Genomic DNA, 12,335 nt, shown 5'->3' with positions numbered 1-12,335 from the left:
TCGGTCAACGGTCAGGCTGCGGTCTCGTGCTCGGCCCACCACGCGTCCAAGTCGCTGCGACGGCAACGGATCTGTCCGTTCGGCAGCTTGATGAGCTTCGGCGCCTTGCCGCGTGCGCGCATTCGGTAAAAGGCGGCGCGGCTCATCTTGATCTCTGTGAGGACTTCGGCGAGCTTGAGCTTTTCGGGGCGGGACATGGCACTCCTCAGCGCGGGGTGACGCGGTGATGGGGTTCGGAGCACATTGCTCTGAGTCGCGACTCATCGCGACTCAGAGCCGATGCGAGGGGCTTGAGCCGCGATGAGTCACGACTCAGGCAGATGTGGTTCGGACGTGTTCAGCGTGATTCCGGTGTAGGTGGCGACCTGTTGGCCGTAGGCGTCGCGGGGGCGGGTGCGGTTGAGCTGGGGGACGACGGAGAGCAGGTTGCGGCCGAACACCTGCTTCGTTCCGGGCTTGACGCCGTTGTCCTCGGCCCAGTCCCGCCAGACGGCCCACAGCGCTTCCACGGGCACGCTGCACGTGGGGCCGGTGGTGCAGCGTTCGCGGACGAATGCGCTGGTGGGGCTTGCGGTGTCGCGCATGGTGGTGACGGCTTCGCGGCTGGATGCCGGTTCGGTGATCCGTCCGGTGCGCTGGAGTCGGGCGAGTCCTTCCAGGGCCCAGTTGATGATGCCGGGGACTTCGGCGATGAGCCGGTCGGTGAGGGTGGGATCTTCCTTGCCCAGCCAGGACAGGCGGGTGTTGAGCAGGATGAACCGGTTGGCGATGACGCCGGAGGAGTCGCCGAAGTGAGGCAGTTCGTTGGACAGAATGACCAGCCGGGTGGGGAGCTTGCCCGTCCACGGTTGGCGGTACTTGCGGTCGATGTCGATGGTGTCCTCGCCGGAGATGGTGAGGAGCCGTTCGACGACCTGGGTGTTGTCGTTGCCGGACAATCGGGCGTCGGAGATGACCCCCAGGGGCTTGCCGATCAGGGTGGACAGGCCGAAGTTCGTACCGAGTCCGGCGAGGGTGGGGCCGGCAAGGTTCTCCTTGCCGACCAGCGCTTTGAGGACACGCGCGATGGTGCCCTTGCCGGATCGGGTCGGGCCGACCATGAGGAGGATCTTCTGTTGGTCGGTGCGGCCGGAGATGACGTAGCCGAACCACTCCTGGAGGGCGGAGACGGAGTCGGGGTCGTCGGGCCAGAGCTGGGCGAGGAAGTTGTCCCACGTCGGTGCGCTCGCGCTGGGGTCGTAGGCGTAGGGGATGGAGACGTTGTTGAAGAACTCCGGTGTGTGCGGCATGAGCGCCCGGTCGCGGATGCGCAGCAACCCGTTCTGACAGGCCACGATGGGGCCGTGATCCTGTCCGGTGTCGCCCTGGTCGTCGATCCATGCGGGGGTGTCGGTGTCGGTGGGCAGGAGAACGATCGAGCCCAGGGCATCGAGCAGGTTGCTGATCTTCGGTTTGGTCGGTGCCCAGTCGCGTTCCTCGGTCTCGCCGTCCTTGGCGGGGACCTGGTAGACGGCGTGCTCAAGGCGCTCGTACATGGCTTTGCGGACCTGGTCGTCGTCGACCTCGCGCCAGCAGGTGCCGTTCCAGCGCATCCAGGACGCGCGCCAGCGGCGGTAGACGAGCTTGCCGTCCTCGCCCTGCCAGTCGGGCAGCAGACGCCGGGCGACGGCCATGGGGTGGGACGGTGCGGGCAGTTCCTCGCTCGGGGCGGTGCGGGTGTCCGTCATGCTGCCGTCCTCCCTTCGGCGGTGGTGTGGTGGCAGATGCCGACGATGACGCGGGCGGCCAGCCGGAGGACGGCGGTACGGCCCCGGGCGCGTTCGTGCTGCCCGCAGGTACACAGCCAGTCCGCGACCGGCACGCCGGCGCACTGGATCTGCAAGCCCGGGGTGATGCCGGTGACGCTGACCGTCTGCGGGTGAGAGCCAACGGCAGAAAGGACGCCCTTGCGGGCGACGTCCTTTGGTTCGCCCACGGTCGGCCGTGGCGGGCCCTGTACGGCGCCCTGAGGCTCGTTTTCGGGGTTTCGGGGTGCTTTGTTCATGCCGCACGCCCGGAAGTCGTCTCAAGGCCGTTGGTGACCGCGCGGCGGGCGTAGGTCTCGGGGACGCCCACGGCGACGGCGGCGGCCACGATCTCCTCCCCGAGGACGTCCAGCGCGCACGGGCCGGGGCAGGCGGTGTGTTGGACGGCGAGGAACCGGGCGACACCGAACGTCTGTGATCCGGCGCCGGATTGGGTGCGGGCCCGTACGAGGGCGAGGCCGCGTTCGAGACCGGTGCGGACGTAGCGCTCGGTATGGCGGCACCCGGTGGCCACGCTGCGGTCCCACGGGGCGCGGATGGAAGACACCACCCCTGCGCGCGCGAGGGTGGTGTCTTCCTTCACGACCAGCGCGCGCACGGCCGCCGGGAGCACGGTCGTGTGGCCGGTGCCGTGGCCTAGCCAACGGGCGTACTGCATGTGGGACTTCACGTCGACGCCGGGGCGGACGTTGTTGGCCGAACGCATCACGCCCCGGTAGATCCAGTGCTCACCGCGCGTGGTGGGCACGGTGAGCGTGGTGGGCAGAGTGGCGCGGGCCCAGTCGACGGCGTCGGCGTTGTCGAGGTCGACCACGGTCAGTTCGGCGCCGCCGGGGTGGTAGGCGACGGCGGCGGCCCGACGCCACGCCGTGGCCCATGGCAGGGAGGCGAGGACGACCGGGTCGGTGGTCGCGGCGGCCCAGCCGTGGCACGGGCGCGGGCAGGCGCAGGCTCCGGGGGTCTTCATGTTCGGCCGGCCGCCGCACGCGTTGTCGACGCAGTCGGGGCAGTTGCCGAACGGCACCTTCCCTGCCCGCAGGGGCAGCACGGGCACGCCGTGCGTGGCGAGGGCGAGCGCTCGCCGGAGGGGGGTCGGTTGCGTCATGCTGGGAGACCTCCAACAGGTCTGTTGAGGACGGGTTGGACAAGGGCGGCCCCGGCTTTGGCGAGACGGGGGCCGCCCTTGGCGTAGCTAGGCGCCCTTGGAGCGGGCGAGGCGGAAGGTGATGCCGCCGACGCCGATGGGTCCTGCGGCGGTGGCGATGGCGGTGACAGCGTCGGCGGTGGCGTCGAGCAGCGTGCACAGCGCGACGACCAGGCCCCACGTGCCGACCGCTGCGGCCCCGGCGACGCCGAACGCGATCAGGACGCGGCGCCACGGGATGCTGGTGCTGTCGGTGGCCTGGACGACGATGACGAGCGGGGCCCCGGTGGCTTCGGCGCGGCGCCAGTCGTCGGCGGGTATGTGCGGGGCGATGATCCCCGGCGGGTCACGGTGCGACATGCGGAATCCCTTCTCCGAGTCGTTCAGGGAGGCGGAACCACCCCCTTGCGGGAGGCGTGTGGAGGGGGTTTCAGGGGTGCTGACCTGCGGCCCTCCCTGCCTCCCTGACTGATCATTCGCGCAGGTCAGGTGCAGGGAGGCGGGTCAGGGAGGGGTTCAGGGAGTTCTCCCTGCCTCCCTGACCCGGACGGGGTGCGCCCCCTGTCATTCGGCGGTGGAAGCGGAACCCGTCTCGTCGTGGTTGGCGAGGGCGCGGGTGAGGCGGTCGCGGCCGATGACCATGACGCCGTCGGACTTGTACGGCTCCGCGCCGGTGCCGTCCAGGACGCGCTTCAGATCGATGAACGACCACTTGCCGTAGGCGTCCTCGTTCAGCAGCGCGAGCCGCTTGAGGACGTCCTGCGTGCGCACCCGCGCAGCGTCGCCGACCACGCCGGCGATGTCGGCGAGCGGGTCACGGTCCTCGCCCCGCTCGATCACGTGCAGGGTGGTGACGCCGTCCCGGAGTGCCTTGGCCCGGTCGGTGAGGGCTTCGGCCGCGTCGTCGTCGATGTAGTGCGTGCGCACCGTGATCGACGCCTGTCCGGCCGGAATGGCGATGCCGTCGGAGGCGACGACCAGCGTTCCCCGGTCCAGGCCCGGACGCAGCATGTTCGGAGCCGCGCCGCCGTCGACGGCCTTGTCTCCGAGAGCCATGCGGGCCTGCGACTCGGTGCCGAGCGCGAGGGATGCGCGGGTGTGGGCGCCCTCGCGGACCAGCTTGGGGAGGTTCTGGTCGGTGGGGTCCTGGGTGCCCTGCCACATCAGCACGTTCACCGCACGGCCCTGGTTGTGGATCTTGCGGACGGCCATGAAGTACCGGGACTTGGCCTTGGAACCGCCGTAGGGCCGCTTGTCCTCGTCCACGGCCGGGCACATGAACGCCACCTGCGCCTCGTCCACCAGCACGATCAGCGGCGGGAACACCGTGCCGGGCGGCGCCTGGATACGGCGGTTCATCTCCTCCACCGCGCCCTCCACCATCTCCGTCACCTGGATCACGTGCTCATCCGTCGGGCCCTGGATCAAGGTGGTGGCCAGACCATCGAACATGGCCCAGTCACCCACGCCCTTGAGGTCACCCATGAGGAACTGCACCGACTTGTCCAGCGCGACCCACAGAGCGAGGGAGCGCAGGGCCACGGTCTTGCCCTGGTTGGACAGACCGGTGATCAGGAGGTGGCGCTGGTACAGGCTCAGGCTCGCAGCGTCGCCGCGCAGGTCCTGACCCCACGGGGCGCGGCCCTTGGCGTAGTCGGCGGTCATCGTCTCGTCGGTGACCAGCGGGGACGGGCCGATCGGCTCGTCCAGCGCACCCGAGTCGGCCACCCACAGCCGCACCGTGCGCGCGGCCTGCGGGATCGTGATGAACACTTCGTGCTCGTGCCGGGTCAGGTTCTCCGCTAGCTTGCGCCGCCGGTTCTGTACCTCGATCGTCGACACCCCGGACGGAAGCGTGACGTCGACCTCGATGCCGCATCCGGCGATCCGGATCGGACCGAGCATGGACGCCCCGGCATCCCCCATCTCCTTGATGGCGTTGCGCAGCGCGGGAACCCCGAGGTCGCGCAGCGCCTTGACCACGATGGACGGGGTGATCGGCTCACCTTCGCCCGTCCGGACATTCGCGGGCAGCGCCCATGCGGGTGCGGCCTGCTGCTTGCTGCCGACGGCCCACAGGGCGAGCAGGGCGAGGAACGGTCCGATGGTGAGCGCCGGGCCCCACACGACCTGGACGATCCGGATGAGCAGGGCGATGAAGTCGATGGTCGCCGACAACGGGGTGATCACGTCCGCGATGTCGCCGTTGTTGACGGCCATCACGACCCCGAGCGCGACCAGGACACCGATGCTCATCCCGGCACCGACGGCCACGCCCTTGGCCGCTTCCATGGGGGAGTGCAGCAGGTCCATGCGGCGATGGTGGCGGGCGGCGCGGAAGCGCTGCAGGCGCTCCTCCCACTCCTCCGCCGCTTCCAGGTTCCCCGCGGCTTCCGCCGCACGGATCATCCGCTCGTACCGGGCGCCGGTCTTGCCGTCCCAGGTGCGGCGGGCCACGATCCGCCCGCCATTGAACGTATAGGCGCCGTGCCGGGCCACCGCCCGCACCGTGGCACCGGTCCGCTCGTGCGTGACGGCCGATTTCACCGCGCGGCCGGAGCGCACCCACAGAGGCATCGGCCGCGCCGGCGGGACGTCGGGGACCACGGTGAGCACGGTCGGCGCTGTGCCGTCGAGGGTCGGGGTGTCGGTGGGCTTGTGGAGGTGAACGACGTTCTCAGACATGCTGGAACTGCTCCTGACTGCCCCGATACGGGGCGGGAGTTGAGGGAGAGAGGCCGGGGTGGCCGTGTCCGTGGCGGGGGCGGCCACCCCGGCGTGCGCGGGTTGGGGCTGGTCAGAACCAGCCGGAGGACTTCTTGGCGGCCTTGGCGCGGGCGGCCTCGGTGATCAGGCGCTGACGCTCGCCGTGCAGTGCGGCCAGCTCGGCGTTCAGCCGCGTCTCGGCGGCGGAGCCGATGGAGTCCATGCGGTCCTCGGCACCGGCCGTGCTGCGGCCCTTGTGGACGCTGCGCGCGCCGCCAGCCATGGCGCGGGTCATCGACAGTCGTTCGCGGCTGGTCAGCGGCCACCACTCGCCCCGGCGGACCGCTTCCAGCTTCTTCGTGGTCCGCCCGATCTCGCGGTCGAGGCGGCGGATGTCGGCGTTACCCATCAGAGGTTTCTCCTTGGGGTGTGATGGACGGGCGAGCTTGCGTGGGTTCCTGCATCCGTTGCCGCAGCTCAGGCGGCAACGCGGGAGGGCAGGGCGGCGCGTGTGAGGAAGTGGAGTGCGGCCACGGCCTGTTGGGGGACCACGCCGTTGCCCAGTGCTTTGAGCTGTGCGGAGCGGGACAGGCCGGGGACGTCGGTGACGTGGCCGGGTTCCAGGCCCATGAGCCATTCGACGAAGGGCGGGTTCAGCCGTCCCACAGCGTCAGTTGGCCGGGGAGCGGGGCGCCCGAGGACCCTTTCCCAGCGCGCGATGGCCGGGCCGTACTCGCCGAAGTCGGCGCCGGGTCCGGCAGGCTCGCCACTTCCGCAGCCAGGCACTTGCCGTGCGTCCCGGCTTCCTGCGACGGGGTGCGCTTCGTCTGCCGGTTCTCGTTCTCCGACGCGCGCGGGGTCGGCAGCAGTGCCCCGCTGAACGTCAGGTCCGTCAGCGTCGGTGAGCTGCTGCGGGGGTTGGGCGCCGTCGCCTGACGGGCGCCCTTGGAGTCCCCGACCAGCGGGGTGGGCAGCAGGGAGACGACGTGCCGCAGGTTCATGCCGCCCTGTGCCGCGTGCCCGGGACCGGTGTTCTCCGAGGTCGACGGGGTCGGCAGCAGCGAGGCCACGGCGGTGGGAAGCTGCCCCCTCTGTCCGCCTCCCCGCCAGTCCCTCGCTGCCGGAGTCGGCAGGCCAGGCGAGGACGAAGAGCCGGTTTCGCTGGTGAGCCGCGCCCACGTCAGATGCGCGAAGAGTGCACCACCGCGCATCGAACCCGAGGGCGGCAAGGTCAGCGAGGACGGCGTCGAATCCGAGAGAAAGGTGCCCTGCGACGTTCTCAAAGACCGCGTAGCGGGGTCGTAGAACGCCAAGGGCACGGGCGATGTGGGGCCAGATGTGCCGGGCATCGGCGGTTCCCTTCCGTTTGCCGGCGGAGCTGAACGGCTGGCACGGATACCCGCCGCAGACCACATCGACCGGCCCGACGCCGCGCCAGTCGACAGCCGTGATGTCCCCGAGGTTGGGCACCCCGGGGTGCCGGTGGGCCAGGATGCGGCTCGCGCCCGGGTCGACGTCCGCGACCCACGCCAGCTCACCGCCGAACACGGACTGCACGGCCATGTCCAGCCCGCCGTAACCGGTGCACAGCGAGCCGATCCGCAGCGCCCCCGTCACGCGACCCTCTTCCAGGCGGCCCGAAGCCGGACCTCGGATGCGGAGTGACCGGCCGCGCGGAACCGGGCGGACATCTCCCGGTAGGACAGCGCGGGCGTCTGGCTGTGGCGGACCTCGTCGACCAGCGCGTCGAGCTGAGCGTCGGTGAGCGCGGGTGCCGACTCCAGCGCGAGGGGTTCGGTGGGGCCCCACACGGGCAGTTCCCACCGGGGCGTGACGCCGGGTGTGACGCGGGTCGTCACGCTGGTCAGCGCCCTGCCGGTGTCCTCGCCGTCCCGCGCCGCTTCCAGCGTCGACCACGCCCCGGCGAGGGTGGCGGCGGTCTTGGCCTGGACGCGTGCGACGCGGGCACCGGCCTGCGTCACGGCCGTCAGCCGGGTCTCCTCGGTGGCCGCTTCCGCCCGCAGCCGGGCGCGGGCAACGGCCGCTTCGTCGCGGGCCTCTTGCTGGATTCCCCGGATCGCACCGAGCGCGGAAGGGGTGAGCGCAGTGCGCTCCCACAGCCCGTGAACCAGCCACAAGGCTTTGGCCGCGACCGGCAGCCAGGCCACGGCCAGCCACGCGCCGACGGAAGTCTCGGCGGTGAGCGCGTGCGCGACGAGAACACCGGTGGCGACCAGACCGAACGACCAGCCGACGGCGGTCACCGTGCGGTTGTGGTCGCCCTGCGCGGCCAACCTGCGCTCGTAGGCGAGGGTGGCCAGCCATCCGCCGTCGATCCCCAGACCGACGACCAGCGCGACCGGCCACGGCATCGCCGTGCCCAGCCACATCAGCACCACGGCCAGGGTCAGGACCATGGACACCGCCGTCATCGCGACGGCGGGAAGAACGGTCTTTCCCCTCATGCCGCACCCCCGAGGGGAGTGGGGCCGTCGCTGTAGCCGTACAGGTGGACCTCGGCGCCCGCGTACACGGCCGACGCCTCCAGCACGCGCGTCGTGCCTTGCCCCTGTACCCGGTGCGTCACGTCCTCGGCCGGTATGGCCAGGGCCTCGCGCCACGTCTCGAACGCGTGCAGCCCGTCGTGGAAGCGCAGCGTCAGCCGCTCCGGGTAGACGTTGGACAGGTCCAGGCTCGGCGCGGGCAGGTGACCAAAGTCGACCGCCAGCAGCCGCAGCACCCGCAACGGCGCGGCCATGCCGTCCAGCGTGAGCATCCCGTTCATGCCGCACCCCCCACCACAGCGACCACGACGGCGAGGACGAGCAGCGTGCCGCCCGCGCAGGTCAGGTCGACCGCGCGGCGCAGACCGGTGAACTTGGCGACCGCCAGCCGGGACAGACCCGCGATGTCCGCACTGAGGGTGTCCTCGGCGAGGGTGGCCGTGATCTCCTCGGCGGTCAGCGTCGCCCACAGCGGGAAGCCATGGCGTCCCTTGATGTTGGGGCGCACCGACCGCAGCAGCAGACCCGCCGCCGCGACCAGCACCACCATGCCGCCCCCGCCCACGATGTACGCGGGCAGGTTCAGCGGGGCGTCCTTGGCCACCGTCCACGCACCGGCCAGCACCGCGCCGATGAAAGCCAGCAGAAGCCCGGTCTTGGTGTCGGTCCGCGCGATCTCCGCCTTCACCTCGGCGTGCGCGGCGGTCAGGTTCCGTTCGGCGGCACTCACGCGGCACCGCCGGGAAGGCTCGCGCCGGCCGCGCGGTTGAGCAGCGCGACGCGGGCGGCCAGCGCCCGGCGGCGGGCCCGGCGGATACGGCGGATGTCCAGCTCGGTCGGCGTGCGGTCGAGGGTGACGATTTGCGCGTCCAACAGGTCGACGTCCGCCAGGATGACGGGCATCTCCCGCTCGATCGCGTCCAACTCAGCCGCCGTCGGCTCCATGAAGTCGGCGAACGCGGTAACAGCGTCCTGAACAGTCACGATGGATTCCATGGGTCGTGTTCTCCCTGCAAGGTGGCAACGGCCCGAACCGCGCCCCCGGTGTTCGAGCACCGGGGGCGCTTGCCGTTGGGGTCGGAATATCCGGCTCCCCGCGCCCCGCCCGTACGGCTTCCGCACCGAGCGCGGGACCGGACGGCCGGGGGAGGCAACCGACGCGGCCAGAGCCGCCGCGAAGGCTGGAAGAGAAGCGGACCGAGTTACCGCACAGGCGCCGTCGGCTGGTCCATCACGGCGACGCCCAAAGCTGTCGTTGACGCATCGGAACTCCCGAAGATCGAAGGAACAAGGAACCGCACTGCAAGGGGGAGCACGTCCCCACACTCCGGCCGTTGCTCGCGGTCACCGGGCCACCTCGCCAGTACAGGCCGAAACCCTGTTCCACCTGGCCTTTAGCGGGATTGCAGCGTCCCCGCCCTCTGCGTTGGAGCAGCCCAAAGAAGGCCCTCCCGTGCTCGCTGTCCTAGGACTGCGAGGCACTGGTAAGACCATGGCGCACAGTCCCAGGACTGTCAACAGTCCTGGGACTGTGTTTCACTGGGACGCATCGAAGGGAGTTCGGCTGTGGCACCCAAGTGGCGCGAACTGGCGGATCGGATCGCGCAGGAGATCAAGAACGGAGAGCGAGAACCCGGCGATCAGTTGCCCCAGATCAGGGAGCTGGTTGAGGCCGGGGAAGGCTCGAAGTCCACTGTTCATCAGGCGTACAAGGCTCTTGAGGCCGAAGGGCTCGTGACGTCGTCACGCGGGCACGGCACAGTCGTGCGCGCTCGTACCCCTCTCAAGCGGCTCGGCATTGCCCGCTACGACAAGGCGAAGTGGCGCGATGGCGATGAGGTCGCGTTCATCGCTGACCGTGTGGCGTCGGGGCGGGCGTACAAGCGGGATGAGCAGACGCAGACGGTTAGCCGCGTCGAAGCGACTGCCCTTGTAGCCGAAGGGCTCGGCGTCCCGGTTGGGTCGCGGGTGTACGCGCGGGCCCGGCTGGTGAAGGAAGGGACACAGCCGACTCACACTCTGACCAGCTACTACCGCCCGGAGCACGTTGAGGGGACCCGTATCGTCGATCCCACGCCCGGCCCCGCCGGCCGGGGCGGGGGGTATCGCGTCCTCTATGACGCCGGATACGAGATCGACCACATGAAAGAGGCGCTTTTCGCCCGCGTCCCGACGGCGGACGAGGTGCGACTTCTCCAGCTCCCGGTCGGCGAGCCTGTGGTCGAACTGCACCGCACTACCTACACGGCGGACGGTACGGTCGTCGAGTTTGCCGTCGGCGTCCACTCGGCCTCGCGTTTCGCGTGGGAATACGAGTTCAAGGTGCCCGACTCCGCCAGTGACACGGGCACGAAAGGCTCAGCGTGATCTCCGTACAGGACTGGGAAGACGCCAACACGGTGTGGAACTACCAGCACATGCACCACGAGCTGCACCCTTGCTCGGTCGGCATCGGTCTGGGCAGTCACGACCTGGGCGTCGCCGACACGACCGTCGACTTGTTCAAGCGCGGCATGATGCCGCTGATCGTCTTCACGGGGGCAACCAGCCGGACGACGCAGGACCGCATGCCGCGTGGTGAGGCGGAACATTACCGGGGTCGCGCGCTTGAGCTAGGCGTTCCGACGGAATCCATCCTTGTCGAGCCTCTAGCCCGGAACACCGGACAGAACATCACGTTGTCTCGCGCCCTTCTCGAAGAGCGCGGGATCGATGTTTCCTCCGTACTCCTCATTAGCAAGCCGTACGAAGAGCGGCGGGCGTATGCAACGGCACGGAAGCTTTGGCCCGAAGTGGATCTAATTAGCGCATCCACGCCCATGCCGCTCCATGAGTATGTGGACTTTATCCAGGACGCACGTCTCGTGATTGACATGATGGTTGGGTCGTTGCAGCGCCTGATCATCTATCCTGCACGGGGATTCATGATCGAACAGGACGTTCCATGTGAAGTTATGCGCGCCTTTGAGCGACTCGTGGCGCACGGTTTCACAAGCCGCCTTTCCGCTGATCCCTCCGAGGGCTCTACGAGGGTGGCAATGCCGTAATTCGCGTGGCGGACAGTGAATGTCCTATGGGACCATGAGGTATGAGCACAGTTCAGCCATCCGGGGTGGGGCAGTCTCAGCATCCCCTTCTGCAGCACGACTATCAGGGACTCTGCTGGTGGTGCGGTAGCACGGCCGACTCTCGCGAGCATCGCCACAAGAAGGCCGACGTGGTGCGCTCGTTCGGGTCCGGCCCCTGGCCGGACCCCGTGGTGCGCGTCCGTGGCGGCAGCAGCTACGAGGAACGGATTCAGGGACCCAACTCGGACAAGCTCAAGTTCGCCAAGGTGTTGTGCGCCAACTGCAACAATGCCAGGAGCCAGCCCTTCGACCTCGCTTACGATGCCTTCGCAAGCTTCCTCCATCAGAATGCTGAGTCTGTCGTGAAGACAGGCGGCTTCCAGTTCTCTCGGATTTACGGAAAGAACTGGAGGGATGAGCGAAGGGCTCTGGCGAAGTACTTCACAAAAAGCATCTGTTGTCGCTTGGCCGAAGACAGAGTTCGCGTCCCTCAATCACTGATTCACTATATGGACGGGTCGCTGCGAGATCTCCCAAGTTTGACCCTCGAAATGAACGTCAATATGGCGAAGTACGAGTTGGGGGTTCATATGAGGGATGCGCATGGTGACGGAGACGGAAGTCTGTGGCTAGGGGATCACCGGATCATCTATGACCAGCAGGGCGACCCTGTGGGCACGCTCAGTCATCTAGGGTTCGACTGGTTCAACTTGGACTACCAATTCATGTTCACCCGCAGAAGGGGGCGAGCAAACTTCTTCGCTGGAGACTCCGTGCGGCTTGAGCGCTTCTGGCCGGATGGCTTTTCTGCTGGTGACGTCGCCCGCGCGTGCCAAGACTGCAACTCCACCTCCACCTGAGAGCGCGTCCAAGCCATCAAGCCGAGCCATCGGTTCGTCAACCCGTACGACGGTAGTGCAAAGCCCGGCGGCGGGCGGCCTACGTGTCTTCTGGCCATCCTCTGGCCAAGCGTAGGCGGACAGTGCAGGTGCGATAAGGAAATCTGCTGGTCAGAGGTGGTGTGATCGCAGACTGTAGGTCGGTCTTGAAAACCGTCGTGGCAGCGATGTCACCGTGGGTTCAAATCCCACACCCACCGCAGATGAAC

General features: G+C 68.8%; 16 protein-coding genes, 1 tRNA gene and 1 pseudogene. 4 read left to right on the top strand and 14 right to left on the bottom strand.

Translation table 11 applies throughout. The features are described 5' to 3' along the window. Positions 1-11 precede the first annotated feature (11 nt). The 14 genes and pseudogenes from E4N62_RS23520 to E4N62_RS23455 all read right to left on the bottom strand — a co-directional run bounded on the left by E4N62_RS23520 (position 12) and on the right by E4N62_RS23455 (position 9,155). Positions 12-197, bottom strand: coding sequence for an AlpA family transcriptional regulator (locus E4N62_RS23520; RefSeq protein ID WP_230217404.1), 186 nt, complete (start codon positions 195-197; stop codon positions 12-14). Positions 198-305: 108 nt separating this feature from the next. Then, positions 306-1,727 (bottom strand): phage/plasmid primase, P4 family, encoded by a 1,422-nt coding sequence (locus tag E4N62_RS23515; RefSeq protein ID WP_230217402.1) that lies wholly within the window; start codon positions 1,725-1,727, stop codon positions 306-308. Then, positions 1,724-1,975: a hypothetical protein gene (locus E4N62_RS23510; RefSeq protein WP_230217400.1), complete on the bottom strand. Its 252-nt coding sequence runs from the start codon at positions 1,973-1,975 to the stop codon at positions 1,724-1,726. Before E4N62_RS23510 ends, E4N62_RS23515 begins: the two co-directional genes overlap by 4 nt. Positions 1,976-2,040: 65 nt before the next feature. Beyond that, on the bottom strand, positions 2,041-2,910 hold the full coding sequence (locus E4N62_RS23505; RefSeq protein ID WP_230217398.1) for a bifunctional DNA primase/polymerase: 870 nt from the start codon (positions 2,908-2,910) through the stop codon (positions 2,041-2,043). A gap of 87 nt (positions 2,911-2,997) precedes the next feature. Further along, positions 2,998-3,309, bottom strand: a complete 312-nt coding sequence (locus E4N62_RS23500; RefSeq protein ID WP_230217396.1) for a hypothetical protein — start codon at positions 3,307-3,309, stop codon at positions 2,998-3,000. Between the two features lie 204 nt (positions 3,310-3,513). Then, entirely contained in the window at positions 3,514-5,634 is a 2,121-nt protein-coding gene (locus tag E4N62_RS23495; RefSeq protein WP_230217394.1) for an FtsK/SpoIIIE domain-containing protein, read from the bottom strand. A 112-nt stretch (positions 5,635-5,746) separates the two neighbouring features. Further along, positions 5,747-6,064 carry a hypothetical protein gene (locus tag E4N62_RS23490; protein ID WP_230217392.1) on the bottom strand — a complete coding sequence of 106 codons (318 nt, stop codon included), beginning with the start codon at positions 6,062-6,064 and terminating at the stop codon, positions 5,747-5,749. Positions 6,065-6,132: 68 nt separating this feature from the next. After that, positions 6,133-6,321, bottom strand: coding sequence for a hypothetical protein (locus tag E4N62_RS23485; protein WP_230217535.1), 189 nt, complete (start codon positions 6,319-6,321; stop codon positions 6,133-6,135). After that, positions 6,309-6,725 carry a hypothetical protein gene (locus E4N62_RS23480; protein WP_230217533.1) on the bottom strand — a complete coding sequence of 139 codons (417 nt, stop codon included), beginning with the start codon at positions 6,723-6,725 and terminating at the stop codon, positions 6,309-6,311. Before E4N62_RS23480 ends, E4N62_RS23485 begins: the two co-directional genes overlap by 13 nt. A 67-nt stretch (positions 6,726-6,792) precedes the next feature. Continuing rightward, positions 6,793-7,272: pseudogene (locus E4N62_RS23475) on the bottom strand (DNA cytosine methyltransferase); the annotation flags it as partial. Beyond that, positions 7,269-8,120, bottom strand: coding sequence for a protein spdB (locus E4N62_RS23470; protein ID WP_230217389.1), 852 nt, complete (start codon positions 8,118-8,120; stop codon positions 7,269-7,271). The gene E4N62_RS23470 and the pseudogene E4N62_RS23475, both read right to left, overlap by 4 nt. Next, positions 8,117-8,440: a hypothetical protein gene (locus tag E4N62_RS23465; protein WP_230217387.1), complete on the bottom strand. Its 324-nt coding sequence runs from the start codon at positions 8,438-8,440 to the stop codon at positions 8,117-8,119. Before E4N62_RS23465 ends, E4N62_RS23470 begins: the two co-directional genes overlap by 4 nt. Further along, a complete protein-coding gene (locus E4N62_RS23460) occupies positions 8,437-8,889 on the bottom strand; it encodes a Pycsar system effector family protein (RefSeq protein WP_230217385.1) in 453 nt (150 codons plus the stop codon). The genes E4N62_RS23465 and E4N62_RS23460 overlap by 4 nt, the downstream gene beginning before the upstream one ends. Further along, complete coding sequence (locus E4N62_RS23455; RefSeq protein WP_230217383.1) at positions 8,886-9,155, bottom strand: DUF6284 family protein; 270 nt, start codon at positions 9,153-9,155, stop codon at positions 8,886-8,888. The genes E4N62_RS23460 and E4N62_RS23455 overlap by 4 nt, the downstream gene beginning before the upstream one ends. Before the next feature lie 570 nt (positions 9,156-9,725). Here E4N62_RS23455 and E4N62_RS23450 point away from each other — a divergent pair. The 4 genes from E4N62_RS23450 to E4N62_RS23435 all read left to right on the top strand — a co-directional run bounded on the left by E4N62_RS23450 (position 9,726) and on the right by E4N62_RS23435 (position 12,326). Further along, positions 9,726-10,526: a GntR family transcriptional regulator gene (locus tag E4N62_RS23450; protein WP_230217381.1), complete on the top strand. Its 801-nt coding sequence runs from the start codon at positions 9,726-9,728 to the stop codon at positions 10,524-10,526. Then, a complete protein-coding gene (locus tag E4N62_RS23445; RefSeq protein WP_230217379.1) occupies positions 10,523-11,206 on the top strand; it encodes a YdcF family protein in 684 nt (227 codons plus the stop codon). Before E4N62_RS23450 ends, E4N62_RS23445 begins: the two co-directional genes overlap by 4 nt. Positions 11,207-11,247: 41 nt before the next feature. Then, positions 11,248-12,087 carry a hypothetical protein gene (locus E4N62_RS23440; protein ID WP_230217377.1) on the top strand — a complete coding sequence of 280 codons (840 nt, stop codon included), beginning with the start codon at positions 11,248-11,250 and terminating at the stop codon, positions 12,085-12,087. Positions 12,088-12,242: 155 nt separating this feature from the next. Continuing rightward, a tRNA-Ser gene (locus tag E4N62_RS23435) sits at positions 12,243-12,326 on the top strand. Positions 12,327-12,335 lie beyond the last annotated feature (9 nt).

It is taken from the genome of Streptomyces sp. MNU76 (assembly GCF_020982545.1).
Classification (GTDB): domain Bacteria; phylum Actinomycetota; class Actinomycetes; order Streptomycetales; family Streptomycetaceae; genus Streptomyces.
This window is presented reverse-complemented; position numbering and strand designations above follow the sequence as displayed.

What these genes read in the sequence shown, in the direction of transcription:
- E4N62_RS23520 (WP_230217404.1), bottom strand. Translation starts at nt 197, where the DNA reads ATGTCCCGCCCCGAAAAGCTCAAGCTCGCCGAAGTCCTCACAGAGATC.
- E4N62_RS23515 (WP_230217402.1), bottom strand. Translation starts at nt 1,727, where the DNA reads ATGACGGACACCCGCACCGCCCCGAGCGAGGAACTGCCCGCACCGTCC.
- E4N62_RS23505 (WP_230217398.1), bottom strand. Translation starts at nt 2,910, where the DNA reads ATGACGCAACCGACCCCCCTCCGGCGAGCGCTCGCCCTCGCCACGCAC.
- E4N62_RS23500 (WP_230217396.1), bottom strand. Translation starts at nt 3,309, where the DNA reads ATGTCGCACCGTGACCCGCCGGGGATCATCGCCCCGCACATACCCGCC.
- E4N62_RS23495 (WP_230217394.1), bottom strand. Translation starts at nt 5,634, where the DNA reads ATGTCTGAGAACGTCGTTCACCTCCACAAGCCCACCGACACCCCGACC.
- E4N62_RS23490 (WP_230217392.1), bottom strand. Translation starts at nt 6,064, where the DNA reads ATGGGTAACGCCGACATCCGCCGCCTCGACCGCGAGATCGGGCGGACC.
- E4N62_RS23470 (WP_230217389.1), bottom strand. Translation starts at nt 8,120, where the DNA reads ATGAGGGGAAAGACCGTTCTTCCCGCCGTCGCGATGACGGCGGTGTCC.
- E4N62_RS23465 (WP_230217387.1), bottom strand. Translation starts at nt 8,440, where the DNA reads ATGAACGGGATGCTCACGCTGGACGGCATGGCCGCGCCGTTGCGGGTG.
- E4N62_RS23455 (WP_230217383.1), bottom strand. Translation starts at nt 9,155, where the DNA reads ATGGAATCCATCGTGACTGTTCAGGACGCTGTTACCGCGTTCGCCGAC.
- E4N62_RS23440 (WP_230217377.1), top strand. Translation starts at nt 11,248, where the DNA reads ATGAGCACAGTTCAGCCATCCGGGGTGGGGCAGTCTCAGCATCCCCTT.